This is a genomic window from Echinimonas agarilytica, from assembly GCF_023703465.1.
Classification (GTDB): domain Bacteria; phylum Pseudomonadota; class Gammaproteobacteria; order Enterobacterales; family Neiellaceae; genus Echinimonas; species Echinimonas agarilytica.
In genome coordinates this window covers 463,609-490,557 of the sequence record NZ_JAMQGP010000001.1, presented here as the reverse complement: position 1 = coordinate 490,557, position 26,949 = coordinate 463,609, and the positions used below count along the sequence as shown (strand labels likewise).

Genomic DNA, 26,949 nt, shown 5'->3' with positions numbered 1-26,949 from the left:
GTTAGTCACTGCTTGGGTTCACTAAACGACGAACATGCGGATACAAGTCACTGGCGAGCATGCCTCGTTCACCCACTTCTGCTGCCAAATCAGCCGCATCACCATGGATACAAACTGCCAAACAAGCCGCTTCAAATGCTGGAATACCTTGTGCAAGCAAGCTTCCAATGATACCACTGAGAATGTCCCCCATGCCGCCGCTTGCCATGCCCGGATTGCCCACGCGGCAAATTCGAATCATGTTGCCATCAGTAACCACTGTACCCGCACCTTTGAGGATGACCACGCCGCCATACTTAGCCTGCAACTGAGTCGCGGCAGCAAAGCGATCATCTTCGATGGCTTCAACGGAGGTGTCGAGTAAACGAGCAGCTTCCCCCGGATGCGGAGTTAAAATCCAGTTGTCGCGTTTTGAAGGTGTGGCGGCCAATATATTCAAGCCGTCTGCGTCCACCACTAATGGCACATCGGTTTCTAAACACATTTGGAGCATTGACTGGCCCCAGTTTTCAGTGCCCATGCCTGGGCCTACCACAATCACCTTCGCGGCCGCCGCCAATTGCTGGCGTAAAATTGCCCCTGCGGTTTGCGCGCCCGAGACAATGAGTTCAGGGCGATGCGACAAAATAGGGCCAATATGCTCTGGACGACTGACCACAGTGACAATCGACGCTCCTGCTCGCTGGCATGCTTCGGCCGCCAAGCGAATTGCGCCAGGCATGCCTAAGTCGCCACCTACTACATAAACTTTGCCACACATGCCTTTGTGATATGTTCGATTTCGGGGGCGGAGAAAATGTTTGAAGTTCGCATAGCGGACTTGTTCAACATTACTTTCGACTTGATCTTGAAAGGCTTGACGAATACCCAGCTCATCGAATTCGATATCGCCCACAAAGTCGGCTGCGCGGCCGGTGTACATGCCACGCTTGCGCGCCACAAACGATACGCTCAAATCGGCCACCACAGCATCGCCCAGCACTCGACCGGTATTGGCGCAAACGCCTGATGGAATATCCACCGCACAGACCGGTTTATTGAGCTGATTGATCACTTGGATCATGTAATCGAACGGCGGCTCGACTGGTCGGTTTAATCCAGTACCCAGTAACGCATCTACCACAATATCGGCCTGCTCAATGTTGGCTTCATCAAAAGGTAAGATTTGTCCGCCTATTTGTAGCCACTTGTCGCGAGCTTGAGCGACTTCGCCACTGAGTGCATTCGGGTCTCCCACTTGCACCAACTGCACACCGAAGCTGTGCTGCTTGGCCAAACGAGCCACCACGTAGCCGTCGCCACCATTATTGCCTCGGCCGCATAAAATCAACAAGCGTTGCTTGTTTTGCCAGCGACGACGAATCGCGTTAAAGCAAGCTTCGCCCGCGCGCTCCATGAGCGCAGCCAAAGTCGCGCCTGCAATTTGAGCCGCCACTGGCTCATATTTTCTTACTTGGTCTCCGGTATAGAGCTTATATGGTAAACTCGTCGGAGAAAGTTCGTATCCAGTCATGGGCTTATGTCGACACCGAGTGAAACAGATCTAATTAAACTGGCAAACAATATCAGGCAGTGGGCCAAAGAGCTAGGCCTCAACGATGTTGGAATCAGTGACATTGACCTTTCAGAGAACCGTGAAGCCATTGAAACTTGGCTTGAAAATGGTTACCACGGCACTATGAGCTTTCTAGAGCGCAATGGTGAGTTGAGACTCGATCCGTCCTTGCTGCATCCGGGGACAGTTCGCGTTATTTCAGTCCGCATGGATTACCTACCGGAGCATGCGCGATTTGCTTCAGATCTTGAGCAACGCGATCATGCCTACATTAGCCGCTATGCCGTGGGACGCGACTATCACAAGGTCATGCGTAAACGCATTAAACAATTGGGCGACCGTATTGCTCAAGAGGTTGAATCTCTAAATGCTCGCCCCTTTGTCGATTCAGCCCCTGTTCTTGAACGTCCCATAGCCCAAAAAGCGGGGTTAGGTTGGATTGGCAAACATTCATTACTGCTCAATGCTCAATCAGGCAGCTGGTTTTTTTTGGGAGAATTGATGGTCAATCTCCCACTGCCTGTTACGTCTGATGCCATTCAAGAAAATCAGTGCGGCGAATGTGTCGCCTGCATTAAAATATGCCCAACGGATGCTATTGTTTCACCTTATACGGTTGATGCTCGCCGCTGCATCTCCTATCTCACGATAGAACACGAGGGGTCAATTGACGAAGCTCTGCGGCCGCTTATGGGCAATCGCATATACGGTTGCGATGACTGCCAGCTCATTTGTCCTTGGAATCGCCACGCCGAGATTTCACCTGAACCCGACTATCAGCATCGGGCGATTTGGGACGACCACAGTTTAATCACCTTATTTCAGTGGTCCGAAGATGAGTTTTTGAGTCACACTGCAGGCTCACCCATCCGTCGAATAGGCTTTGAACGTTGGCAACGAAATATCGCTATTGCCATTGGTAATGCATCTGCATCTGAGGCTCATATTGCAGCCCTTCAGCAACCGCGCCAATGTGTTAGCGATGTGGTGGATGAACACATCGACTGGGCGTTGCAACGGCAGCAACAAGCGCTATCTGCCGCCACACGCAAGACCGCTCGTTTAATTCGTAGCGTGCGCCAAGGCTTACCCCGCGACGCCGACTAACCTTACTCAATAACTTGATTTTTATGATCAAACTCATTTTGTAACAGGATCAATATCGACTTTTGACGATGGCAATGTAAGCTTGTGATTGACCGCGCCTCCCCCTCAATGAGGCCTAAACGACATCAAAACGAAAGGAAGCATTTATGTCTGGATTACCCATATTGCCATTGGTCATTGTGGTCTTTGTTTTATTCATTGCCTTCTCTGGCATTGTTAGTGTGAAACAGGGGTTCGAATACACCATCGAACGCTTTGGTAAATTTACTCGATCTTTAAAGCCTGGATTGCACTTTATTGTGCCTTTTGTCGATCGCATTGGTTACAAAGTGAATGTGATGGAGCAAGTGCTCGACATCCCTTCTCAAGAAGTCATTAGTGCTGATAACGCCATGGTCAACATTGACGCCTTGCTGTTCTTTGTGCCGGTAGATGCCGCTAAGTCTGTATATGAAGTGAATCATTTACACCATGCGTTGCGTAACCTCGCCATGACCAATATTCGTACCGTTCTGGGTTCTATGGAGCTGGATCGTATGCTCAGTGAGCGTGACGAAATCAATTCACGTTTACTCCACGTTGTAGACACCGCCGCTGAGCCTTGGGGTGTTAAAGTCGTCCGAATTGAAATTAAAGACATTGCTCCGCCGCAAGACTTGGTGGATGCCATGGCCAACCAAATGAAGGCTGAACGTGATAAGCGTGCCTCAATTTTAGAAGCGGAAGGCAAGCGCCAAGCCGCAATTTTAAACGCCGAAGGTGAGAAGTTATCTCAAATTCTAGAAGCCGAAGGCCGTAAAGAGTCAGCATTCCGTGATGCTGAAGCGCGTGAACGTGAAGCCCAAGCCGAAGCCGAAGCCACCCGTATGGTCTCCGAAGCAATTGCCGCAGGTAACCCCCAAGCATTGAATTACTTCATTGCACAGAGCTATGTCACTTCACTGGAAAAAATGGCCTCTGCCGATAACCATAAAGTCATCATGATGCCACTTGAAGCAAGCGGCGTGCTTGGGGCTGTGGAAGGTGTTCGAGAGCTACTCCAAGGCATGCAAAAATAACAAGGAGGTTTCCATGAATGTGTTCACCGAAACCCTACAAAACTTAACGTCAACGCACTGGGCAGTGTTCGGTATCGTGCTGGTCATGATCGAAATTGTGGTGCCATCGAGCTGGCTGTTATGGCCCGGTTTAGCCGCTTTGATCATTGCTCTGGTACATTGGCTCATTCCCATGAGCTGGACAGTGCAATTGGTCAGCTTTTCAATATTAACCGTGGCGATGGTGGTGATCGGACGTCGCTTTTATAATCCTGCGAATATTGAAAGTGATCAACCTGACTTGAATCAACAGTCGGGACGACATGATGGCAAAATATCCAACTTGTTGGAGCCTAGCGAAAATGGCTTAAGCACGATACGACTCGGTGACTCTGATTGGCGTGTAGAAATCCAACAAAGTGATAAGCAAGATTGGCCTTTAGGCACTAAAGTAGAAGTCATTGGGCAACGCAGCAATACGCTTCTTGTCGAAATTAAAGACTAATCGTTCAGAGGTAATACTATGCAGATTTTGGGTGTTGATATTGGTGGTTCTGGAATTAAGGGTGCCGTTGTAGATTCAGTGACAGGTGAGCTAACATCCGAACGAATTCGCATTCCAACTCCTCAGCCTGCCACCCCCCAAGCTGTGTCTGAAACCGTAGCTGAAATCAGCCGGCAACTGAAATGGAACGGTTTGATTGGCTGTGGATTTCCAGCCGCCATTCAACAAGGAGTTGCCCGCACCGCGGCCAATATTGATGACAGTTGGCTCAATTGCAATGTTCAAGACACGCTTCAAAAAGCCACGGGCCTGCCTTGCTATGTGGCCAATGATGCTGACGTAGCAGGGCTTGCTGAAATGCGTTTTGGAGCGGGGAAAAACTACCAAGGAACGGTTTTTATGGTGACCATTGGAACGGGTCTTGGTACTGCATTATTTGTGAATGGCCAACTTGTGCCAAATACTGAATTGGGTCACTTACTCGATCACAAAGGCCGAGAATGGGAACATAGGGCATCGGACTTTGCCCGTAAAAACGATGACTTAAGCTGGGATAAATGGGCCGAACGTTTTAATCAATACTTAACCCACCTCGAGCAATTATTTTGGCCCGATGTATTTATACTCGGTGGAGGTGCGAGCAAGAAGTTCGACAAGTTTGCCGACGCTATCTCGGTCAATGCGCCTGTTGTGACGGCAGAATCGCTGAACCAAGCGGGTATCATTGGCGCTGCCGTATTCGCCCAACTCGCTCAAAAATCAGTAGACATGACGCAGCTTCCTAGTTAAGTCAAAGCTGCATCAATCACTATTGTTTAGCCGTCTGTGGGTTAGGTTAAGTCCTCGTCATCATCAATCGTCACGGAATCATCCACATCGGAGTCAGTACTGACTGACTTCGAAGACAACGCACTCACGTGTGGCCGATTGATGCGGTTTTGATATTTCATCCAAACGCGTTCAAGCAATGTTTCTGCCGGAACCTCGCCTCGAATCACCTGAACCAATCGAGTTTCTTCATTGTCTTGGGGTTGCACTAAACCGTCGGCAAAAGCGGCCATTTTACGACCGTTTGATTCGAGCACCTGACTTTCTTTGATTGAAAAATCACCTGATCGAGAAAAGCCATACGGGTAGTTTTTTAAATCTTGAAACAGCGCCCCAAAGGTCGCTCTTATATTGTTCGTCATCGTTCAATGAACTCCAAAATCCAAATAACAATTTGTACCTAATCTTAGATAAATCCGTATCCTTAAAAAGTCAAAATAATCCTTTGTGACAGTCACGAAAAATGTGACTCATTTGAAGTTAATTCGTCGTACCTCCCTTTGTGAAACCGCATCCACATAGTAAATATCGCGATAATTACAACTTTACTTGAACCAGATCAACCGTATGTGGATGATATGCGTCCGAAAATAATTACAATACCCAGACTTAAAACATTAAAAGTTACGCCTATACTGCAAAAGTCAAAATTTGATCATAAACTGCACGCTATACTGATCAGCCTACGGCGACTCAAAAATTCATAATTACATGGGTCTAGGCATACGCAATTTGCTTCAATTTGCGGTATCGAATTTTAAGATTTTTTATTTAAGAGCTTGTTATAGAGGAAAACCATGATTAAGAAGATTGGTGTACTGACCAGTGGTGGAGACTCCCCAGGAATGAACGCGGCAATTCGCGGCGTGGTGCGAGGAGCATTGTCAGAGAACCTCGAAGTCTACGGAATTTACGATGGTTATCAGGGCCTGTATGAAGACAACATTGAGTTGCTAACACGCCGTTCTGTTTCTGATGTGATTAACCGTGGCGGCACAATGTTAGGTTCCGCTCGATTCCCACAGTTTAAAGAGGAAGAAATTCGCCTCAAGGCAATTGAAAACCTTAAGAAGCATGGCATTGAGGCACTTGTTGTCATTGGCGGTGACGGTTCATATATGGGGGCAAAATGCCTCACCGAAATGGGTTACCCATGTATTGGTATTCCGGGCACAATTGATAATGACGTGCCGGGCACTGATTACACCATCGGTTTTTTAACCGCGCTGAACTGTGTTATTTCAGCGATTGACCGCTTACGCGATACGTCTAGCTCGCATCGCCGCATCTCTATCATCGAGGTGATGGGTCGCCATTGTGGCGACTTAACGATTGCAGCGAGCATTGCAGGTGGCGCAGAATACGCCATCGTCCCTGAAAAGCCTTACGACGAATCAGAGCTAGTTGAAGGTGTTGCAGAAGGCATTGCCAACGGTAAGAAGCATTCGATTATTTTAGTTACCGAGCACATTACCGATGTGCACGAACTTTCTAAGAAAATTGAAGCCCGTACCGGTCGTGAAACTCGTGCAACCGTATTAGGCCACGTTCAACGTGGTGGCGCGCCTACAGCGTTCGATCGCGTGCTTGCCAGCCGCATGGGCGTTTATGCTGTTGACCTTTTGATTCAAGGTTTTGGTGGACGTTGTGTGGGGATCCAAAAAGACGAATTAGTCCATCATGACATTATCGACGCAATTGAAAACAAGCGTCGACCATTCAACGAAGAACTTTACCGCATTGGTCAAAAGCTGTTTTAAGCTGCCAAAGTAGTGTTTTTGAAAGCTCCCTATATGGGAGCTTTTTTGTTTTTGGTATGCTGTAAACGCCTTTATCTCAATGCCGAAAGTTCATGAAAGCCTTTAGCAACATCCTGAGCACATTATGTATTCTGCTATGCATCAGCCCTTTAACCCAAGCTGAAGTGCTCGATGGAGTCTGGCGTATTCGCGCATTTGAAGACGAAAAAACCATCCAAACTCGCTTCGACTTTAAGCCCAAGATCATGCATACCGGAGCGCTCGTTCTTCATCGCTATCCGCCTATGTGTAAACGCTCTGAACTTTATTTTGAGCTAGGCCCAGCGGTATTTGATGACAGCCTCAACCGCGACGACATTACGATGACCTTCAAAGTCGATTATTATCCGGCGCGAAAGGCTAAATTTACGGGCTTTATTCAGGCACGTGAAACAGGTGACTTTTTGGTTTTACGCATGGATAGTTTGGAACGTTCATCGACCTTTCTTGCCGCCATCTCTGCAGGCTCAAACTTAACTATACAAATGTCAGATAGCGCTTTGCACCGCACTTGGGAATTTCCTTTAAAGGGCACACAGAAAGCTGTGGAAGACGGTTACCAAGGCTGTATTCGTATGAGTCATGAGCTAGATGGTAACGGGACGTTGTAATGCTCAGTCGTACGATTGATAAATGCGAACGCAATTAAAATTGTTGCTATCAATGTTTTGGAACTGATGAGATTTGAAAGGAAAAATTGGAGCGGCACATCGGGTTCGAACCGATGACCTCGACCTTGGCAAGGTCGCGCTCTACCAACTGAGCTAGTGCCGCATTTGTATCACTGAGAGATTGGAGCGGCACATCGGGTTCGAACCGATGACCTCGACCTTGGCAAGGTCGCGCTCTACCAACTGAGCTAGTGCCGCGTCTCTGTGATCGCCACTTGATGATTGGAGCGGCACATCGGGTTCGAACCGATGACCTCGACCTTGGCAAGGTCGCGCTCTACCAGCTGAGCTAGTGCCGCGCTTCATCAAGCGGATGCGAATTTTACGCAAATCCGCCAATGATGCAAGAGCTGAGCCCAGTTATTTTGGATTTTTAGTCGCTTTCGCGCAAAAAATGTTCACGATAGTACGCTAATTCCCCAATCGACTCGCGAATGTCGTCCATGGCCAAGTGCGTTCCCGACTTTGGAAAGGGCGCAAGCTCTGGTCGCCAACGGCGTGCCAATTCCTTCAAAGTGCTCACGTCTATATTTCGGTAATGAAAAAACTCGCCCAGCAATGGCATGTACTTATAAATAAACCGGCGATCTTGACCAATACTATTCCCGCACATAGGGGACTTACCTGCAGGCACGTACTTTTCTAGGAAGGCAATGGTCTCTGCTTCAGCTTGAGTTTCAGTATAGGTGCTGTCTTTCACGCGTTGAGTCAGCCCAGACTGGCCATGAGTTTTGGTGCACCATTCATCCATTGCGCCTAAGACCGTATCAGTTTGATGAATTGCAATTGTTGGCCCTTCGGCAATCACATTAAGGTCTTTATCGGTGACAATCGTAGCGATTTCGATGATGACATCCGTCACGGGCTCTAGCCCTGTCATTTCTAAGTCGATCCAAATTAGATTATTTTCGTCTTTCACTGCGCACTCCATGGATGTGAATTGCTAATAATCGGTTATCATAGCAACTCATTGGCAGACAACCCAAACCGGAACCCCGAATTGGCAAAACGTAAAAAGCTCAATATTGGACAAATACGCCGTATTCAGCAGAATCGTCAACGCAAGTTAGACAAAGCTGAATCTAAAACTGCGGACGTAAATATCAGTGATGACATGCTCGGTGCCGATCAGCAAGGGCTCGTCATTAGTCGATTTGGGCAACATGCAATTATTGAAGATAGTGACGGAGAAACGCTGCAGTGCGATATTCGCCGTACCGTAACGAGCCTTGTTTGTGGCGATGAAGTGGTTTGGCGTGAAATATCGGCCAGCTCTGCCAAGCGCACTGGCGTGATCGAAGCGGTATTGCCGCGTCGCAGTGCCCTGACCCGCCCCGACTATTACGATGGCGTAAAAACGGTGGCTTCAAATATTGACCAAATATTCGTGGTGTCTTCCATTTTGCCCGAATATTCGAATCAGATTCTCGACCGCTACATCATTGCTGCTGAGAACATGTCAATCACACCCGTCATCGTTCTCAATAAGGTTGATTTAGCAGACGAATCAGCGCTTGCGCCCATTCGCCAGCAGCTCGACTACTACCATTCTTTGGGGTATCCGATTATTGAATTGAGCTGCAAAACAGGTGTGGGTATTGCACAACTGCATGACCAATTGAATGAAAACACCAATATTTTTGTTGGGCAATCGGGTGTGGGAAAATCATCATTGGTGAATCAACTACTGCCTGATGCCGACGAAATTGTGGGCGATGTATCCGACAACTCCGGTTTAGGACAACACACCACCACCGCTTCTAAAATGTTGAGTTTACCGTCTGGTGGCCGCCTCATCGATTCTCCCGGTGTGCGAGAGTTTGGCTTATGGCATATGAACCAAGAACAAGTGGTGAACGGCTTCATCGAATTTTTGCCATTGCTGAGCCAATGTAAATTCCGCGATTGTAAGCATAAAAATGATCCTGGATGCGCTATTCGAGCAGCGGTTGAAAGTGGCGAAATTGCACAATTTAGGTTCGATAACTACCACAAAATCGTATTGAGCATGGAAGAAAACCGCAGCAACCGTACATTTGTCCGCTAACGGTTTTGTTTTGTTATACACTATCGCTGATTTTAGATGATGAGGTTGTATTGTGTCTTTGGATTCGTTGAAAGTTGCCCTTCAATATTGTTTTCCACAACATGGTTTAAGCCGTGTTCTTGGCAAACTTGCTGCGGCAAAAGCAGGAACTTTAACCACGTCGATTATTCGCTGGTTCATTGGCAAATATAAGGTCAACATGAGCGAAGCTTTGCATGAAGATCCAGCTCATTTCGACACCTTCAACGATTTCTTCACTCGCGAGCTCAAACCCGGAGCGCGGCCCATTGATCAAGACGTCAAATCATTGGTACACCCTGCCGACGGTGCCGTTAGCCAGTGCGGGCCTATCGATCAAGACCGTATTTTTCAGGCCAAAGGGCATGACTACACGACGCAAGCGTTGCTCGGTGGCGAATCGGCATTAGCAGAGCAATTTAAAAAGGGCTCGTTCATTACCACTTACCTATCACCCACCGATTACCACCGTGTACACATGCCCTTTAGCGGCACCCTACGTCGCATGATTTATGTACCCGGCAAGTTATTCTCAGTAAACCCTCTGACCGCTCAAAATGTTCCGGGTTTATTTGCTCGGAATGAACGAGTGGTCTGTATTTTTGATACCGAGATTGGTCCAATGGCATTGGTATTAGTAGGCGCTACCATTGTAGCCAGCATGGAAACCGTGTGGGCAGGTACCATTACTCCACCTGCCGGAAAAAGCGTGTTTAGCTGGCAATATCCAGCCACGGGAAACACTGCTGTTCATCTTGAAAAAGGCGATGAAATGGGCCGCTTTAAGTTGGGCTCTACCACGGTACTGCTATTTTCCGAGGATGCCATTGAATTTGCCGAGAGTGTGACTGCCGAAGCTCCTACCCGAATGGGAGAAGTCATGGCGCATACGACTGGCCGCTCAGAGTGACGCTAGACAACGATCGCCAAAAAGGGCTGTGGTCACTGCATGGGGCCACATTGCTATTTGGCGCTACCGCGCTTTTTTCTCATTTAATCCCTCTCAGTGCGTTAGATATTACGGTTATTCGTTGCTTTATTGCGGCAATAACACTCATCATTCTGTTTAGAATTCAAAACAATCGCCTGCGCTTATCTAGCTTTAAGGATTACGGTGTTGCGCTGCTCCTTGGCATCATCATGGGTGTTCATTGGTTCACTTACTTTGCCGGTATGCAATTGGCAGGGGTAGCGATTGGAATGATCTCGTTCTATACCTATCCGTTAATGACGGTCATTCTAGAGCCGCTATTGCATCGCCAATTGCCTCATTGGTCAGACTTATTGCTTGGTGTTGTTGGGCTGGTAGGACTTTGGTTGATTGCCGAAGGTGGAAAAGCTAACCCTGATGTGATCAGCGGCATTATGACGGGTGTTTTCTCGGCGCTGCTATTTACTTTAAGAAACTTACTGTACCGCTATAAGTTTTCTCGCTATTCGGGCCCTCAAGCCATGTTTTATCAAACGTTGGTGTCGGCCATTATTTTACTGCCATTTCTTTCTGATGACTGGAAAGGCATTGAAGCTAAAGATTGGGGCAACCTTGTTGTACTCGGCATATTTTTTACCGCGCTCTCACACGCGCTCTACGCGACCAGCCTACGATATTTAAAAGCCAAGACAGTCAGTTTGATTGCTTGCTTGCAACCTTTTTACTCAACCTCGCTGGCGATTATTGTGTTGTCAGAAATCCCAACAATTCAAACGGTCATTGGTGGCTGCCTCATTGTTTCAGCCGCAATTTATGAAACTTTATACGGGCATAAACGAAAAAGCTAAACAGCTGTTGCTCAATGACCGCTAATTGTGTGGAAAAGCATCGCATGCGATTGCCTTAAAATATGGCGAGCCATACCTTTTCCAATATAACTCAACCCACAACGCTAGCAGTCCACAATTTCCGAGTTCCAAAACTGCGGCACTGATCATTCTAATTAACACAAGTCTCGAATTTAACGCCAAAAACTGATCGAGCGCAGACTCTTGTTTGATAGCCTTCTTACACTACGCTTACAGTCTTTCTGTTTGGTGGTGGTCGTTATGATTCAGTGGCGAAAATTTGCCATTTGTGTAGCTCTATTCGTCGCGGTTTGGGTCATGCCGGCCGAATGGATTCCGCTTGCGGAGATCAATCCAATTCAGCAACGTCTGCTGGCTATTTTCGTGTTAGCCGCCGGTTTGTGGATTCTTGAACCCATTCCAGTGTTTGCAACCTCAATTACCATTATCTCGCTCGAACTCATGCTGCTGTCGAACGCGGGCATCGGGTTTATGGTTGACGGCCATCGAGAAACCGAGATGCTGCTCCCATACACCAACATACTCAACTCTCTCAGCTCGCCCATTATCATTCTATTTTTGGGTGGGTTTGCATTGGCTGTGGCAGCGTCAAAGTACGAACTAGACATCAACCTTGCACGAGTCTTACTTAAACCATTTGGTCATAAGCCCCAATTTGTCATGATGGGTCTCATGCTCATTACCGCAGTGTTCTCGATGTTTATGAGCAATACTGCAACCACGGTGATGATGTTAGCCATTTTGACGCCTGTACTCGCAGCGGTACCTCACGGTGATCCGGGTGCAAAAGGGTTGGTATTGTCCATTCCGGTGGCTGCTAATCTGGGCGGTATTGGCACTCCCATAGGCACGCCCCCCAACGCAATTGCGCTGCAATACTTAGAAGGGGAGCATGCAATTAACTTCATAGACTGGATGATGCTTGGCGTACCTTTCGTTTGTATTATGCTGGCCATTGGCTGGTTTTTGTTGTGCCGTTTTTTCCCGCCCACCATGCGTGAATTAAAAATAGATATTAACCGTAAATTCCGTACCTCACCTCGCGCGCTCATTGTTTACTGCACCTTTGTAGCCACCATTGTTCTGTGGCTCACAACCGCTGTTCATGGCATGAATTCGTATGTTGTGGCTATTCTTCCGCTCGCAGTGTTTACTGCCACCGGCATTATCAGCAAAGAAGATTTAAAACAGTTTAACTGGGATGTGATTTGGTTAGTTGCCGGTGGTATTGCCATTGGTATTGCTCTTTCCGAAACAGGATTGGCAGACTTACTTGCCACCTCGGTCGACTTTAACGCCATGCCGTCGGCTGCGGTGTTTATCGGATTAGCGATTCTTTGTTACCTCATGGCCAATCTTATGTCGAACACCGCCACCGCCAACTTGTTAATGCCTGTGGCTGCCGCTGTTGCAACCACGCTCATGGCGGCCGATCACCTAGATTCGATCACCCCGCTTATTTTGGTTGTGGCTCTGTCGGCTTCAATGGGCATGGTTTTACCTGTGAGTACACCGCCCAATGCTCTGGCCTATTCAAGTGGCAAAATTGATAACAAAGATATGGCGAAAATTGGTATAGCGATATCGCTTATTGGTTTGACGTTTATCATTTTGGCTTGTTTACTTGCTGTATAGAGATAGCAACATGAGTCAACGCAGATGGAAATATTTGCCCATCGAGGGGCCAGTGGCGATCATCCTGAAAATACGCTGATCGCTATTGAGCGCGCGATTGAATTTGGTGCCGACGGCATTGAAATTGACGTACAGCTCGCTGACGGCCAAGTCATGGTGTTTCATGACCGATGGTTGCACCGTACCACCAACGGCTATGGTCGGCTCCAAGATTTAAGCTTTGACAGACTCAGAGCATTAAGCGTAGGCCCAGGCCAGCAAATTCCAACATTGCTCGAAGTACTGAACTGCATTCAAGGCCGGTGCTGCTTAAATGTTGAGCTCAAGCACAAAGAAGTCGCAGGCCCTGCGCTAACAACGTTGGCGTTTGCCTGCCAACAACTCCAATTTGACCCTCAGCAGCTTATTATCTCTAGTTTTCATCACCGATTACTGGCCCAACTCAAACAGCATTGGCCACAATTTCAATACGCGGGGTTAACCGCCAGCGTACCACTGGACTTAGCTTGCTTTGCCGAGCGCATCGGCTGTTCGGCGCTGCATATGGATCTTTCGTGTCTTGACGAAGAGCTAGTCAACGATGCCCACCAACGTGGTCTTCAGGTTCGCGTTTATACGGTAGATGAAGTGGATGATATCGCGCACCTTGCTGAAATGAAGGTCGATGGTATTTTTTCTAATTTTCCGGCCCGTGCGATTGGCTACTTGCAGCAGGCTAGGCAATGCAGCGCGTCGATATCAATCAAGTAATTGGAGTGCTGAATGAGCTTAATCGGTGATGTAAAAAAGCAGTGGGTAGGCGTCGTGAGTGTGATGATCGCTACTGCCGCACTGATCACCAGTATCTGGCAAAGCAATATCACAGAAACCAATCGGACCACACGTGATGCATGTTTTGAGGTATTACGAGAATTGGGCGCGTTGCAGCAACTGGTTGATCAAAGCCACTTTAGTGAGATGCCGCCAGAAGACCTGAATATCAAAGGTTGGAATCACGTATTGCTGATTCAAGATTTCAGTTTGTTGCTGCCCACCCCCATACTTGAACATACTCAAGATTTAACCCAACAATGGCAGCAGCATTGGCCTACTCTAATCACCAGCCGACAAAGCAATGAGGTACTTTCAGCTCACATTAAGCAAACTCGTATGGCTGTGACAGGCATTATTAAAGACTTAAATTGAGGCCTCCGATTGAAGGCCTCATCAACCACGGGGATTATGCCGGTTTGTCTTTCGCAGGTTGAGTCAAACCACCCAAGACCGCGCACAGTGCAATTAAAGCCAAACACCAAACTAAGGTTGCTCCACTGGGTAAGTCCCAATAGGCAGAGGCCGTTAGGCCAAGGGCATAAGCCAAGGCACTTAAACCATAGGCTGTAAACAAGCGTTTAGAGCCTGCCTTCATCGCTTGGGTTGCCAACGGCACCATGATCAAACTAGCAAATACCAAATACACGCCCACAAGCTCAACCGCACTGGTAATCGCAATGGCAAACAATGCATAAAACCAAACGCCTTTAAGCACATTCGGCTTTAACAACATCGTGAGCAATACCGCTGACACAACCAAACCATGCCACAACAAAGTGTCCCAAGTGACCCATAGAATTGAGCCCGACAGAGTTTGTTTCAGTAACTCCCCGCCGTGAGGATCATGTGCCAACACCAACAACCCAGCTGTGGCTGCCAACACATAGCAACACCCAATAACAGCTTCGAGCTCATGATGAACCCGCTTTTCCAACAACGCCAACAAGGTTCCCGCCGCAACAGCGAACACTCCCGATACAATATATTCTGCACCGGTGAATAGACCTTCAAAATGGAACTGGTGAGCCATCACTATGCCCAAAGCGGCCACTTGAGCGATCGCCAAATCGATAAAAATGATCCCTCGCTTGAGTACCTGATACCCCAAGGGAATGTGGGTACTTAGCACCAATAAACCGGCCACAAAGGCCGGTAGTAAGATAGGAATCAACTCCATCATTTAGGTAAACCTGCCTCGGTGAGCAATTGATCGATAGCCGTTTCATACAAGCGGAACAAATCAGCTTGTTGAGGTTTTTCCGGATCAACGCTGTACACCATTTGCAGATTCGGAACGTCTACCTTAGCCGACAGCCAATTCGCGCCTTTGCTGTCTTGGTAATCAGCATAAATAACGAGTTGGTAATCGTTCGAGTTTTTAAGACTAACCAGTGACGCCAAATGGCTACTTGTAGGAGGTAACCCTGGCTTAGGCTCTAAATCACCCACTTGAGTGACCCCCAACCAATCAAACAAATATCGGTAGCTACTATGATAAGCAACCACCTTTAATTGCTTCAGCGGCTTGGCTTTGGCTTGCAATGACTCAATGTGCACCAACCAACGTTGTTGGAAGTCAGCCAGGCGACTGAAATACGCATCTGAATTGCTCGGGTCAATTTGAGCTATACGTTCAGTGAGTTTTTCAGCAATGACGACCATTCGATCAGGAGACCAATGCACATGCGGATTACCACTTGCGTGAACATCTCCCATTGAGCGGTCGACATTTTCTAGCACATCTAAGCGTTCCACTTGTTCAGCCGCATAAAATGCACCGAGTTGCCCGTTGCGAACGTTAGCATTGTTAGCCTTCATTTGCAGCGCCGGTAACCAGCCAATCTCCAATTCAGAACCACTACACACAAACATGTCAGCGCGTCGAAGCTTTGCAATAAGACTTGGACGAGCCTGAACAAAGTGTGCATCTTGATATGCAGTCGTTGCGCTGTAGAGCGTAGCGTCAGGGGCAATTTCTTTGACCAAAGACGCCCACTCGGGCTCACAAGCAAACACATTTAATGCCATTGCTTGAGGGCTCGCAACACTGAATAGGGCCGCAATTGCGGCCCCTACGAATTTAGAATGCATGCGCGCCATGATCTCCTATCGCCATTGTGTATTGAAGCGTAAATACATTGTCGTCTAGGTCTTCCATGCTCTCATCTCGAGTGTATTGAACACGTAATGTCGAGAAATGCGAGAACTGATACTGCAACATTGCGTCGTAAGCTTTAGGTTTAAAGCCTTCGTCGTCATAAGCGTTATCAACTTTAATTTGGCTATAACGCACACCCGCAGACCAATTTGGTGACCATTGATACACAAGTGACGAGTACCAAGCCGTGTTGTCAGCAGAAAATTCATCCCACTCGTCTTCATCTTCGTGGAATACATCACCGTCTTCTTCCACGCGAATCACTTCAGACTGCCACGTTAGGTGCTGGTATTTGTAGTTTCCACCCGGTGCCCATTTCATGACGAAGTCGGCAACGTAGAAATCTTTCTCGCCTTTGAATTCACAGAAACCTGGACCACCATGTTCTTCATGGTCGTGCTCTTCGCCTTCGTGGTCCTCACCTTCGTGGTCCTCGCCTTCGTGGTCGTCATGATCATCATGGCTATGAGAGCTGCAGTGATCAGGGTCGTTGTCAGTTCTTAGCCAACTCAAACCTGCTTGCCAGCTCAAGCTATCGTTAATGTCATCGCCTAACTTGGTATAGACCACAGAGCTGCCGACCGTATCACCAGATGATGCAGGGAACTGCCCTCCTTTAAACACTTCTGCACCTAACTCTAGGTACATATCGGTTGGCGCAATCCAGTTCAAACGAACGCCATCATCAAAATAGTGAGTCCCTAATGTGCCACGGTAAGCAATCGGGCGGTCTGCAAAGTAATCCGTATGAGCATGCTTACTATTTAGGTAGCCTACATTTGAAAGGAATCGACCCGCACGGATGCTAAAGCCCGCTGGCATTGCTAGGGTTTGCACAAAGGCTTCTTCAAGCTCAACTTCGGTTGAGCCATCATGCTCTTCCAATACCGTGGTGACCTTGCCGTAAAACATGTCATCAACGTTGCCAGAAACAGCCAATTCGGTGTGATCCAACCAAAAGCCATCTTCTGGCCCCGCAGAATGATCACCATCAATCGGTAATCCTCCAATGCCCTCAAAATCGTGGTCACGCGAGGTGAAACCACCATTCAAAATAGCGCTAATGTTCAGTCCTGCAAATGCAGGGGTTTCAGTTTGTGCTTGTACAGGCGCGGCCAAAGCCAATGCCACCATAGCGCTAATACGCTTCAACATGGTTTAAATCTCCAATAGCACAACAGCTCAAAGCGGCTGCTGTGAACAACTAGTAAAAAATAGATATGTAATAATATGGATGATTAAACGATGGAAGGTGGGCCACGACAATGGCCTGGCTCAGAGATAGAGAGAATGAAGCGCAGGCAAACAAATGTGCGCGTACAAAAGCCAAGAGACAGTAGTGGAATTAAAATAACAAGCAACGATGTGGGCGTTGCTACCGACGACTTCACCAAGCACAGGGTACAATGATGCGTTGCGCTATCGGCCTCCGACAAATGCGCAGCACTATGCCAGCTCGCTGCAATTTGCAGTGCGAGCAGTGCGCCGAGCACAAAGCCGATGAAGAGTCCGTAATAGCGTGTCATTGATTTAAACTGTGAGAGTCATCTAACTTATCTACTGAATATAGGATGCAGATGCTAAACAACAGTGTTAGTGGATGCAAACAATCAATTGTAAATAAATTATGACAGTGATGTATTAGCATTTGAGTAATGCATAGGAATTCATTGAAAAATGACATGGATTATTCGGTTATCAGGCTCTTCTTAATAGAATTGCTTCTTTAGCCATTTACATTTTATTTACAGGCCTCATAGTAGTCACTACATTTGAGTAGGCTACTTAAATCGACTTTTAAGTGTCTCAGGAGACTGAAATGGCTCACATACGCAATATTCAGACTGGAGAAACAATTTACCTCCATGTGCACCATATTTTTGGCCGCCAAGCCAACGGCGTGAATACCTGCATCCAATCAGCATCCATTTCTAAAATTCATGCTGTGATTGAATGGAATGGCCAACAATGGCAGATTCGCGATCTCAGCCGCAACGGAACATGGCTTGAGTCAAATCGTGTTGAACTCAATCAACGCATGCCGTTGCGCCAAGGCAAAGTCATTTCAATGGCGGCTCCTTATGGTCCTCAATATATTGTGGAAGACCTATCACCACCGTGCAATCTGCTGATTCCTGAGTCAGACGCCCCTGTATTGCAGCTCGATGCACACACATTAGTGACCATTAATAACGATCCGGCATTTGTGTTTTCCTTGTGCCCCGACACCAATGAATGGTTTGCCGAGCCACTCGCTGGAGATAGTTCTGAACGACAAGGGCCATATCAAAATGGACAACGCATTGTATGGGGCGATTTAGCATGGACCCTGTTTGTGGTCGACCCTATGCTTCAAACACAAGACAACATGACGCAAAGCACTACGCTGCATGATGCCTTCTTTGAATTTAATTTAAGCGCTGATGAAGAAAGTACTCAGTTAGCGATTAATACCGGCGAGCATTTAATTGAACTTGGTGAGCGCTCTCATCACTACGCCTTGCTGCAACTGGCGCGACACAAAGCCGAGCAACGCCTGAATGGCTTACCCGACAGCGAGCAAGGCTGGATTTATGCAGATCAGCTTGCTCAAGAGCTTGGGCTTGAAGTGACGCACCTGAATATTTTGATTTTTCGGGCACGTAAACAAATCAATGAAAGCTTGCGCTCAGTGACAGGCTTGTCGCAATTGATTCAGCGCCGCGGTGGCCGACTGCGTTTGGGTGATTCACAGTTCAGAATCACTAAAGCAGGCTCGGTTGAGTCAGAATATCTATTTTCCTCTAGTCCGAGCCCTTCTCCCTAGTGCCAATGGTCGTAGAAGGGTCGATGTTGGCTCATTATCAAGTACTTCGTCTCCTCGGCAGTGGTGGTATGGGGGACGTGTATCTTGCACTTGATACTCGCATTAATCGAAAGGTCGCAATAAAAACCATCCGAGATGAGGCTTGTGATGCATCGTTAAAGAAGCAAGTGAACGATGAAGCGAAATCACTGGCCGCGCTAAATCACCCGCATGTGGTTCAATTATATGACATCGTTGACTCCGATACCGGTTACGGGCTCGTCATGGAGTATGTTGAAGGCCGCTGTCTACGTCAGGTTCAGCGCGAATCAAACAACAACCTAAACCAGAAAATTCAATGGCTTTATGAAATAGCAACAGGCCTCAAGGCAGTGCATGCCAAGGGCATTGTTCACAAGGATCTAAAAGCCGACAACATCCTCATTAACCAAGATAATTGGGCCAAAATAACCGACTTTGGTATTTCACAAAGCTATTCGCTAGATGCCATGAAACAACCGGTACCAAACACAGAGTCGGTGACGTGTACTTACGGCAGCTATCATGCCGTATCCCCCGAACAAGCATTGGGTAAACCGGTAGACGTACGCAGTGATTTATTCTCATTTGGCATGCTGGCTTATGAACTCTTGTACGCAGAGCACCCATTTGGGCATGCTGGCACTCCAAGCGAATGTGTGGAACGAATTGTCAATGATGCCCACAAACAGCCTGCCCCACTTGATGTGTGTGTCCCGCAATCCTTGTATACACTGCTCAATAAATTACTGCAAAAAGACCCCGAGATGCGGCCACAAACAGCGCATGAAGTGGTCACTGATTTACGTGCAGTCTTGCAAGCCATTCCATCGAATCTCGAAGTCGATGCCGATACTCAACCTATTGATATTCAAAACGTCCGCACCTCTCGTACGCGCCCCCGATGGCCGCTCATGGCATCCTTGGTTGCTCTGATCGTAATCACCGGAATTTTAGGCTGGCAACAATTCGGCGTTCGAGCCGCGATCGCCCCCATTTATGTTGCTGTTCTGGACCCACAGATTACAGTGGACATAAGCACTTCCAAACAGCAAACAGATATGGCGGGACTGGCTCTGCGCGACGGCCTTCAGCAAGCCGTGATGAATATAGATTCCATCATACTCATTCCTCACAGCGAATTATTGAAGGTTGACAAAGAGACCCGAACTCTTGAAAAAACAGTTGGGGCTACCGAAGCGATACGGTCTAAAATTGATTGCAAAGGCAGCTACTGCCAAGCCCAATTATCTCGCCTGGACTCCAATCGAAATATCATCGCCCAACACTCATTTCCATTTATCTCAGATGATATGACTAACTTGATGGATACCGCCGCCCAACAGCTGATGAGTTTGTATGGTGAACGGTTTAGCAATGATATGAGTTTTGCTGCCATTGATGATGTGAGTTATCTCGACTACATATCATTGTACAAGCAGATATCCATTGATAAAAAACTAGACCCGAGTTTACAGGCAGAGCTTGATCTGCTCATTGCCGACAACCCCAATTATGAGCCGCTGTATTCTTTGTATTCACAGCTTGCCTTAAGCTCTTACTATCAAAGCTACAACCCCAAGCACCTGCATCAGCTGTCAGATGTACTCGGTGGCCTCAAGCGCATTAAAAGCGACTCTACACATCGGATTTATCTCAAAGCAATACTCGCCATTACACTGGAACGTTTTGATGAAGCGCGCACGCTCATTGCAGTGTTTGAACGACAAACCCAAGATTTTGCGCGTGTTGAATTAGTCAAAGGCGAATTGGCCACAGCGTCAGGCGACTTAGAACAAGCACTCATTCATCAGCTCAATGCCGTTGAGTTGCGCTTGAGCCGCAAGCATCTTTACCATGTTGCACTCACCTATTGGTACTTAGGCGACATTGGCAAGTCACGAGAAACCATCGAACAGATTTTTTTGTTAACCGAACATGACTATTACGCCAGCTTGCTGTTAGCCAATATATCCCTTCTCAGTGGCGATATAGACACCGCCATTGCAAGCTACACAGTATCCATTGCACAACGTGATGATTCATCGCTAGATTATAGTAACTTGGCGTTGGCCTACATGCTTCGTAAGGATTACGTCCAAGCTGAGCAAGCACTTCTCAAAGCCATAGAGATTGAGCCCACCTCGCCACAGCTGCACTTAAATTTAGCTGACGTCTATAAACTCAAAGATCAGCCCGAAAACGCAACGCATGAATACAATGTGGTGATGGATTTATTGCAAAATGAAGGAAGCGGACCGAGCTTGGAACTCAAGGCTCAGGTTTATGCGCATCAAAATCGTCATCACGAAGCCATTCGTACGCTTCAAACCATGTATAAAGAAAATCCAGACGCAGCAGAAACGGCGTTTACAGCAGTGATTGTTTATACCTTAAGTCATCAGTATTTGTCGGCGGTAATTGAGGTAGAAAAGGCCTTGTCAGCGGGCTATCACCCGATATGGTTTAGTATTCCTTGGTTTGATTCATTATGCGCCATCGAATCATTCACAGACTTGATGGCGCAATATAACTATTCCGAACGATGCCCGTTAGACCTCACCACGTCCAACACGAATTGATGGGTCAGGTGACTCAACAATCTTGCACTCACCTGAAGCAATTTCTTTCACTAAAACCACAAAACTCGACTCCATTATCTCAACAGATTTAGCACTTTCACACTGAACTGACAATGTGAGTACCGAACCGTCCGATGAAACAGAATAGTCAACATCACTGTAAACATCTGATTTTCCAGTCCAAAATTGCAAGCCATCGTCAATGAAACGAGTGTAGTAACCTTGGCCGGGTTGATTCATAGTCGGATCAAAAGCAATGTTAATCACACAACGCTCAATGTTACGGCTGACCGATGACGTTTCCTCAGGGAATACAACACTGATACCATCGATTGCATCGCCACCATCAAAGTCAGTCAATACCCAGTCGCTTGTTTGAGGGGCAAAGTTATTGGGCGCTGCAAGGCGTAAATTCAATCCTACAACTTCGTTTGGACACACTGAAACTGTCTTAATGTTTTGTTCAGACATGACTGTCTTCCTTTAATAAAGTTCGAACTACCGTGTTGATAACTAATATAGCTGCATGCGTCGTGATGCCGTTGCACCCCCTTTCCACACAACATTAGTCTACGAGGTGTTAAATAAGATTCCATAGACCCCATTTAACAATTTGTTAACCTAACCTAGTTTCGTCTAGAACAAAATAGAAGAAACAATTAGTTAGTCACAATTACACTGCATTACAAAATCACTGCACCGCTATATTTGATGTTCGAGTAGCAAGGTTACAAAATGACTTTCGGCACCTCTATTTAGCGGGAAACTCGCGTAGGATACATTTACATTCTCATGTTCAATCAAGCACTCATGAATCAGACGCTCCGAGGCCTGTTTAGGCTTCATTCCAAAGAAGACATTATTCTCATTGCCAGCGGCATCATTACCGTGGCGATCGTGGCGTGGATTGATGTCAAAATATCTTCAGATTTGTGGCAAGTGAGAGCACTGCTATACGTTGCTTTTTTAGGGCTATTTTTAGCGCTGGTCGTGTACCCAGAAGCCCAGCCTACACGACGTGCTAAGTTGCTCCTCGCGGGCCAATGGTGCATTGGTATTGCCGTACATGCGTTATCACCCAGTATTTTGGCGTCAGTGCTATTAGTCATTGTCGCGTCAGAGCTTCCTACCGTCGTTCGAGGTCGCCATTGGATAGGCTGGTTATGTGCAATGATGCTATTCCAATTAGCATGGGATTTATACTTCGCTTGGGAAGTGAAAACACTATTCAATACGCTCGTTTTTTTTGGATTTGCGCTATTTTCAGCCAGTTCTACCATGGCAAGGATCCGCGCTAGAAAACAGCAACTTCAGCTACAAAACCTCAACTTAGAATTGGTTGCTACACAGTCTTTATTAGCTCAAAAAGGAGGTTCGGAAGAGCGGCTCCGTATCGCACGAGATCTGCATGACAGCATCGGACACCAGCTCACCGCATTGAGTTTAAACTTAGAGCATGCCATGCACCGTCCTCCGGAAAATCTCAATACTTTTTTGGCACAAACCAAATCCGAGGTGAACAACACACTCAATCAAACCCGAGAAATAGTTCGCGAAATGCGCCATCGCCACCAAATATCATTAATTTCAGTGATTGAGAGCATTCGTCAGAACTTACCCAACGACATTGAACTTAGGGTTCAAGGCAACATCAACATTCAACAAGCAACTTTGGCTGAACAATTAGCCTTTTGCATTCAAGAAGGCATTAGCAATGCGCTTCGTCACGGCAATGCAAAACTGATTTTGATTCAATTTCATCAGCATAAAATGCTTCATATTGATATTGATGATGACGGCCTTGGGTGCACTCAATGGCATGAAGGAAGTGGTCTCATCGGTATGAAAGAGCGGCTGAACCGGTTCTCGGGTCAAGTCACATTGAACACTTCAGCGCAACTCAGCGGCATGTGCTTGTCCATTCATTTACCCATGACAACATTGATTTAGGAACGGCTATGATTCGTATCGCTCTGATTGACGACCAAGCACTCATTCGAGATGGCATTGCCCGGCTCATCGAATTAAACCCTGACCATCAAGTTGTTTGGCAAGCCGAACATGGTCAACAAGCATTAGAACGTCTCAATGCAGCGCCAGAACAGGTAGATCTGATCATTTCTGATATTCGAATGCCTGTGATGGACGGTATTCAATTTGTAGAGCAGCTCCGAGCGCAAGAGCACCCTCACGCCGTCCTCATGCTCACCACCTTTGATGAACATGAATTGTTTGTTCGAGCACTTCAAGCGGGCATTAACGGATTCTTGTTGAAGGATGTAACGGTTGAGAAACTAGAAGAAGCCATTGTCACCATTGCCCAAGGTGGTTTTCTTGCAGAACCCGAGTTGCTAAACCGGAAATATCTACCCCACAATGAGTCAGAAAATGCTACGCCAGCGGCCTATGAAAAGTTAACAGATAAAGAGCGGCAAATTCTGCGTTATTTAGCGGCAGGGTTTAGCAATAAAGAGATAGCAGCGGCAATTTGTCTGGCCGAAGGTACGGTAAAAAATAGTATTTCATCCATATTAACCAAACTGCATAGTCGCGACAGAACCCAAGCAGTGATTAAGGCATTGCGTCTGCAATTGATTTAACTCAGCTGCAATCACTAGCCAGAACTGTATTGAATCGTTACCATCTTAAGCATACAAGGGCTTACCACAGTGAGATGGTCGAAAATGGCAAAGGCCAGTGAATTTAAAAAAGGCATGGTGCTTGAAGTCAATAGCGTACCTCACATTGTCAAAACAATCGAAGCTCGCAACACGTCTTCGCGCGGGGCTGCCACCCTATACGAAGTCCGCTTGAATAACCTCATCACCCAACAAAAGTTCGATCTATTGCTCAAAAGTGATGATCAATACCCCGTTTTAGACTGCGAACGAGCAGAAGTGCAATATTCGTATACCGACGGTGATCAATACGTGTTCATACGCATGGATGACTATAGCCAACATCCGGTTAATATTGAAGATATTAGCGATGAACTGGGATATATCACCGAAGGGCTCGAAGGCATCGTGGCATTGATTGTTGGTGGGGTAGTTGCAGGGTTAGAGCTTCCCTCTAGCGTCATTTTGCCGATTGTCGACACGTCCACCAGCATCAAAGGCTCATCTTCGAGTGCACGCACGAAACCTGCCATATTATGCACTGGCCTTGAGGTTCAAGTTCCTGAAGACATTGCCCTTGGCGACATCATAAAAATTAATACCGCCACCGGCCAATACATGAGCCGAGCTTAACCCTTTTGAGCCAACAAAATCGCTTTTGTCGCCGTACGGTGCCCCCAATAAAACGCACCTACGAACAACAAGCATAACGCCGCTAAAAAAATAATCAGGTACACAATGAGCGACTTAACTAATGCTTCCAGTTGCGTCATCGTATTGTCGATGAGGTGATTGCCTGTCACCTCTAAGTCTGCACTAAATCTCTCGCTTTGCTGAGTCATTAACTGGCCTAGAGCTTCACGCTCTTTCGCAATAAGTAAGCCAAGTTCTTCACGCTCACGCCCCAATGCAATTACTGCTTGCGAAGCTTGCTCGTCGAGTTCATTTAACAACGGCGTCAGCTCATGTTTAATAGTCACGGCAAGGTCTGCCATGTATTTGTCGTTATTTTGAATCATGTCGAGAATACGGGCGGAGGTGGCATTCAAGTTTTGGCTGATCGTTTCCAACCGCTGAACTTGAGGCCCCGCCTGTTGCGCCAAAATTTGTGAGCGCCACTCCAATGATTTAGGCACCTGTGTGGTGGCCGAATAGATGCGATCAGAAAAGTCTCCCACTACTTGCGGTAACGTGCCTTCATTGATTCGAAGCTCGGCTAAGTCAACGTTCTGATACTCCAACCAAGCCTCATAAAAACGACTACGCCGGAAACTAAAATCAACCAACACATGTTGCGCCTTGTGCGCATCAACAAACCCTTGCGCACTGCTAAACACATCTGGTTTTGAATTGGTTTTAGCCACCTCAATCACTTTTGAATGCATTGAGTTGAGAACATCCAAGGCAATGTGTTGATGCGGGCCGAATGCAGTTCGCCCTGCACCGGTTTCAAAAAAATCGATTTGCTGCTCAATGAATAACCAAACATCCAGTAACGCGACTTCGGGGTTGGTTTGATAGGCACCTTTGTGTATCGCGGCTTGGCCGTTGAGCTTCCAAAACAGGGTATTCGTTTGAATTTGAGCATGACCATCAGCCAAGTGGTAAATTTGGTCTGCCGCGTCTTCAGTAGCAAGGTCGTACACACTAACAAAGTCACGCGTCATAGCGCGCGTATTGACCTCTTGCTGACTCAGTGGAACCGTGTTGGTTTCAATATCAATGCTCAATAGCGAACAGGCTGACATCATCAGCCCTAAGCACGCTAACACCATCGTCCGCAACAAGCGACCAAGATCCAACATCATAACGACACCAAACAGAAACAAAAGATATGCTCCGTGTAAGTGTAGCCGTGAATTTATTGATGTCTCAAGGTATTACCATTGAAGCGGTCTTTGGCGGAGGTTCATATTTTCAGATTGTGCGCTTGGTGTCTTTACCATTGGTTTTGTCTTGTACCGAAGTGGGCGATTCGCAATCCATGAGCAGATCAGCACCTGTGGGGGGGGGCCGATGGAAAACGAGTGTCTCAGTGTGCAAGTGGAGATTTTACGTTTAGAACTCGTATCCAACGAGTAGCATGGGACCGTGATAGGTTAAGTCGACATCCCATTTTCGTACGCGGTTTTCATCATCATACTCGACCGCAAAATATTGATAAGCAACACCGGCGCTAAAGTGTTCGGTAATGTGTTTAAACGCGCTTAGCCGCGCTTCTAATAAAAAGCCCGTATACTCATCAACGGTTACTTTCAAATATTGAGAGCGGAGCCCAACGGTCACATCATACGGCAGCCGGTAATGACCATACAAACCCACATTGGGCAAAGGAGCAGTCAGGTCGTGATCAATGAGTTCATCAGCAAACTCCTGCTCTTGGCCATTCACAATCGTCAATAATTCACCTTGAAAAGCGGTGGTAATATCCAAAATATGAAGCCCAACACTGGCTCCTGCCGCTACATTCTCGGCTTTGTAAAACTCATACCCATAGGCGAGCTGATAAATATCAATATCGAGCTGAGTCTCCAAAGCTGCTCCCACAGTCACTCGGTAATAGTCATCATTGTGCTCAAACTCAAAATCTCGAGTCATCTCTGGTTGGTAACCTCGCCGATTGAGCTGATAAAAGTTACCGATGAATAAATGATGGCCTCGACGATATGCCGCTTCTATAAAAATTTCACCTGAGCTTTCCTCAAGATTTAGGTGATGCTCAAAGTCGAGTACCTCATCAATATTGCCCTGTGCCGTTCTAAGCTTCATTTTAGAGTCAACGTTCGCCCAATAACCTCCCACGCGAACAGACAGTCCATCAACATCATAAATGGCAAAAGCAGAGCTGGAAAAAGTCCAGATTAATCCCATCAAAAGCAGCGGTTTGATATTCATCTCACTCTCTAATATTTTTGGTTACTTTAAGCTCAGCGCGGACTATACAAGAATGTT

The 26,949-nt window shown here is 47.0% G+C and carries 27 protein-coding genes and 3 tRNA genes; 17 read left to right on the top strand and 13 right to left on the bottom strand.

What is annotated here, in order from left to right:
- Window position 1 precedes the first annotated feature (1 nt).
- Complete coding sequence (locus NAF29_RS02095; RefSeq protein ID WP_251259825.1) at window positions 2-1,513, bottom strand: NAD(P)H-hydrate dehydratase; 1,512 nt, start codon at window positions 1,511-1,513, stop codon at window positions 2-4.
- A gap of 6 nt (window positions 1,514-1,519) precedes the next feature.
- Here NAF29_RS02095 and queG point away from each other — a divergent pair, with 6 nt between their 5' ends.
- The 4 genes from queG to ppgK all read left to right on the top strand — a co-directional run bounded on the left by queG (window position 1,520) and on the right by ppgK (window position 4,993).
- Window positions 1,520-2,662, top strand: coding sequence for a tRNA epoxyqueuosine(34) reductase QueG (gene queG / locus NAF29_RS02090; RefSeq protein ID WP_251259824.1), 1,143 nt, complete (start codon window positions 1,520-1,522; stop codon window positions 2,660-2,662).
- A gap of 146 nt (window positions 2,663-2,808) precedes the next feature.
- Window positions 2,809-3,720, top strand: a complete 912-nt coding sequence (locus tag NAF29_RS02085; RefSeq protein WP_251259823.1) for an SPFH domain-containing protein — start codon at window positions 2,809-2,811, stop codon at window positions 3,718-3,720.
- A gap of 13 nt (window positions 3,721-3,733) precedes the next feature.
- Window positions 3,734-4,204: an NfeD family protein gene (locus NAF29_RS02080; RefSeq protein WP_251259822.1), complete on the top strand. Its 471-nt coding sequence runs from the start codon at window positions 3,734-3,736 to the stop codon at window positions 4,202-4,204.
- 18 nt (window positions 4,205-4,222) lie between these two features.
- Entirely contained in the window at window positions 4,223-4,993 is a 771-nt protein-coding gene (ppgK, locus tag NAF29_RS02075; protein ID WP_251259821.1) for a polyphosphate--glucose phosphotransferase, read from the top strand.
- 41 nt (window positions 4,994-5,034) lie between these two features.
- Here the strand turns inward: ppgK and NAF29_RS02070 are convergent, their stop codons facing one another.
- Window positions 5,035-5,394, bottom strand: a complete 360-nt coding sequence (locus NAF29_RS02070; RefSeq protein ID WP_251259820.1) for a MaoP family protein — start codon at window positions 5,392-5,394, stop codon at window positions 5,035-5,037.
- 435 nt (window positions 5,395-5,829) lie between these two features.
- Here NAF29_RS02070 and pfkA point away from each other — a divergent pair, with 435 nt between their 5' ends.
- The gene (gene pfkA, locus NAF29_RS02065; RefSeq protein WP_251259819.1) at window positions 5,830-6,792 is read left to right on the top strand and encodes a 6-phosphofructokinase; all 963 of its coding nucleotides are present in this window, start codon (window positions 5,830-5,832) and stop codon (window positions 6,790-6,792) included.
- Between the two features lie 92 nt (window positions 6,793-6,884).
- Window positions 6,885-7,442 (top strand): hypothetical protein, encoded by a 558-nt coding sequence (locus NAF29_RS02060; RefSeq protein WP_251259818.1) that lies wholly within the window; start codon window positions 6,885-6,887, stop codon window positions 7,440-7,442.
- 87 nt (window positions 7,443-7,529) lie between these two features.
- On the opposite strand, the gene NAF29_RS02055 is transcribed toward NAF29_RS02060, so the two are convergent.
- The 4 genes from NAF29_RS02055 to orn form a co-directional block, all read right to left on the bottom strand.
- Window positions 7,530-7,605 (bottom strand) — tRNA-Gly (locus tag NAF29_RS02055).
- Between the two features lie 19 nt (window positions 7,606-7,624).
- Window positions 7,625-7,700, bottom strand: a tRNA-Gly gene (locus NAF29_RS02050).
- Window positions 7,701-7,725: 25 nt separating this feature from the next.
- Window positions 7,726-7,801: transfer RNA gene (locus tag NAF29_RS02045), tRNA-Gly, on the bottom strand.
- A gap of 74 nt (window positions 7,802-7,875) precedes the next feature.
- Window positions 7,876-8,421 (bottom strand): oligoribonuclease, encoded by a 546-nt coding sequence (gene orn / locus NAF29_RS02040; RefSeq protein WP_432763220.1) that lies wholly within the window; start codon window positions 8,419-8,421, stop codon window positions 7,876-7,878.
- Window positions 8,422-8,502: 81 nt separating this feature from the next.
- Between orn and rsgA the strand changes: the two genes are divergently transcribed.
- The 6 genes from rsgA to NAF29_RS02010 all read left to right on the top strand — a co-directional run bounded on the left by rsgA (window position 8,503) and on the right by NAF29_RS02010 (window position 14,187).
- Window positions 8,503-9,549 (top strand): small ribosomal subunit biogenesis GTPase RsgA, encoded by a 1,047-nt coding sequence (gene rsgA, locus NAF29_RS02035; RefSeq protein WP_251260254.1) that lies wholly within the window; start codon window positions 8,503-8,505, stop codon window positions 9,547-9,549.
- Window positions 9,550-9,607: 58 nt separating this feature from the next.
- A complete protein-coding gene (asd, locus tag NAF29_RS02030) occupies window positions 9,608-10,477 on the top strand; it encodes an archaetidylserine decarboxylase (protein ID WP_251260253.1) in 870 nt (289 codons plus the stop codon).
- Window positions 10,474-11,346, top strand: a complete 873-nt coding sequence (locus NAF29_RS02025; RefSeq protein ID WP_251259816.1) for a DMT family transporter — start codon at window positions 10,474-10,476, stop codon at window positions 11,344-11,346. Before asd ends, NAF29_RS02025 begins: the two co-directional genes overlap by 4 nt.
- A 261-nt stretch (window positions 11,347-11,607) precedes the next feature.
- Window positions 11,608-13,002, top strand: coding sequence for an SLC13 family permease (locus NAF29_RS02020; protein ID WP_251259815.1), 1,395 nt, complete (start codon window positions 11,608-11,610; stop codon window positions 13,000-13,002).
- A 24-nt stretch (window positions 13,003-13,026) separates the two neighbouring features.
- Window positions 13,027-13,752, top strand: a complete 726-nt coding sequence (locus tag NAF29_RS02015; RefSeq protein ID WP_251259814.1) for a glycerophosphodiester phosphodiesterase — start codon at window positions 13,027-13,029, stop codon at window positions 13,750-13,752.
- 12 nt (window positions 13,753-13,764) lie between these two features.
- The gene (locus NAF29_RS02010; protein WP_251259813.1) at window positions 13,765-14,187 is read left to right on the top strand and encodes a hypothetical protein; all 423 of its coding nucleotides are present in this window, start codon (window positions 13,765-13,767) and stop codon (window positions 14,185-14,187) included.
- A 34-nt stretch (window positions 14,188-14,221) separates the two neighbouring features.
- On the opposite strand, the gene NAF29_RS02005 is transcribed toward NAF29_RS02010, so the two are convergent.
- The 4 genes from NAF29_RS02005 to NAF29_RS01990 form a co-directional block, all read right to left on the bottom strand.
- Window positions 14,222-14,995 (bottom strand): metal ABC transporter permease, encoded by a 774-nt coding sequence (locus NAF29_RS02005; RefSeq protein ID WP_251259812.1) that lies wholly within the window; start codon window positions 14,993-14,995, stop codon window positions 14,222-14,224.
- On the bottom strand, window positions 14,992-15,906 hold the full coding sequence (locus NAF29_RS02000; RefSeq protein ID WP_251259811.1) for a metal ABC transporter solute-binding protein, Zn/Mn family: 915 nt from the start codon (window positions 15,904-15,906) through the stop codon (window positions 14,992-14,994). Before NAF29_RS02000 ends, NAF29_RS02005 begins: the two co-directional genes overlap by 4 nt.
- Window positions 15,896-17,128 carry a hypothetical protein gene (locus NAF29_RS01995; RefSeq protein WP_251259810.1) on the bottom strand — a complete coding sequence of 411 codons (1,233 nt, stop codon included), beginning with the start codon at window positions 17,126-17,128 and terminating at the stop codon, window positions 15,896-15,898. Before NAF29_RS01995 ends, NAF29_RS02000 begins: the two co-directional genes overlap by 11 nt.
- An 83-nt stretch (window positions 17,129-17,211) precedes the next feature.
- The gene (locus NAF29_RS01990) at window positions 17,212-17,499 is read right to left on the bottom strand and encodes a hypothetical protein (protein WP_251259809.1); all 288 of its coding nucleotides are present in this window, start codon (window positions 17,497-17,499) and stop codon (window positions 17,212-17,214) included.
- Window positions 17,500-17,792: 293 nt separating this feature from the next.
- Between NAF29_RS01990 and NAF29_RS01985 the strand changes: the two genes are divergently transcribed.
- The gene (locus NAF29_RS01985) at window positions 17,793-18,779 is read left to right on the top strand and encodes an FHA domain-containing protein (protein WP_251259808.1); all 987 of its coding nucleotides are present in this window, start codon (window positions 17,793-17,795) and stop codon (window positions 18,777-18,779) included.
- Between the two features lie 23 nt (window positions 18,780-18,802).
- Window positions 18,803-21,379: a serine/threonine-protein kinase gene (locus NAF29_RS01980; RefSeq protein WP_251259807.1), complete on the top strand. Its 2,577-nt coding sequence runs from the start codon at window positions 18,803-18,805 to the stop codon at window positions 21,377-21,379.
- Here NAF29_RS01980 and NAF29_RS01975 read toward each other — a convergent pair.
- Entirely contained in the window at window positions 21,350-21,850 is a 501-nt protein-coding gene (locus NAF29_RS01975; protein WP_251259806.1) for a DP-EP family protein, read from the bottom strand. The two genes, NAF29_RS01980 and NAF29_RS01975, sit on opposite strands and share 30 nt — an antisense overlap.
- A 321-nt stretch (window positions 21,851-22,171) precedes the next feature.
- On the opposite strand from NAF29_RS01975, the gene NAF29_RS01970 reads away from it, so the two are divergent.
- From NAF29_RS01970 to NAF29_RS01960, 3 genes are all read left to right on the top strand, one after another.
- A complete protein-coding gene (locus tag NAF29_RS01970) occupies window positions 22,172-23,329 on the top strand; it encodes a sensor histidine kinase (protein ID WP_251259805.1) in 1,158 nt (385 codons plus the stop codon).
- An 8-nt stretch (window positions 23,330-23,337) separates the two neighbouring features.
- Window positions 23,338-23,979: a response regulator transcription factor gene (locus NAF29_RS01965; protein WP_251259804.1), complete on the top strand. Its 642-nt coding sequence runs from the start codon at window positions 23,338-23,340 to the stop codon at window positions 23,977-23,979.
- A gap of 84 nt (window positions 23,980-24,063) precedes the next feature.
- Window positions 24,064-24,630: an elongation factor P-like protein YeiP gene (locus NAF29_RS01960; RefSeq protein WP_251259803.1), complete on the top strand. Its 567-nt coding sequence runs from the start codon at window positions 24,064-24,066 to the stop codon at window positions 24,628-24,630.
- On the opposite strand, the gene NAF29_RS01955 is transcribed toward NAF29_RS01960, so the two are convergent.
- Complete coding sequence (locus NAF29_RS01955) at window positions 24,627-25,805, bottom strand: hypothetical protein (protein WP_251259802.1); 1,179 nt, start codon at window positions 25,803-25,805, stop codon at window positions 24,627-24,629. The genes NAF29_RS01960 and NAF29_RS01955 overlap by 4 nt on opposite strands.
- 250 nt (window positions 25,806-26,055) lie before the next feature.
- Window positions 26,056-26,892 (bottom strand): hypothetical protein, encoded by an 837-nt coding sequence (locus NAF29_RS01950; protein ID WP_251259801.1) that lies wholly within the window; start codon window positions 26,890-26,892, stop codon window positions 26,056-26,058.
- Window positions 26,893-26,949 lie beyond the last annotated feature (57 nt).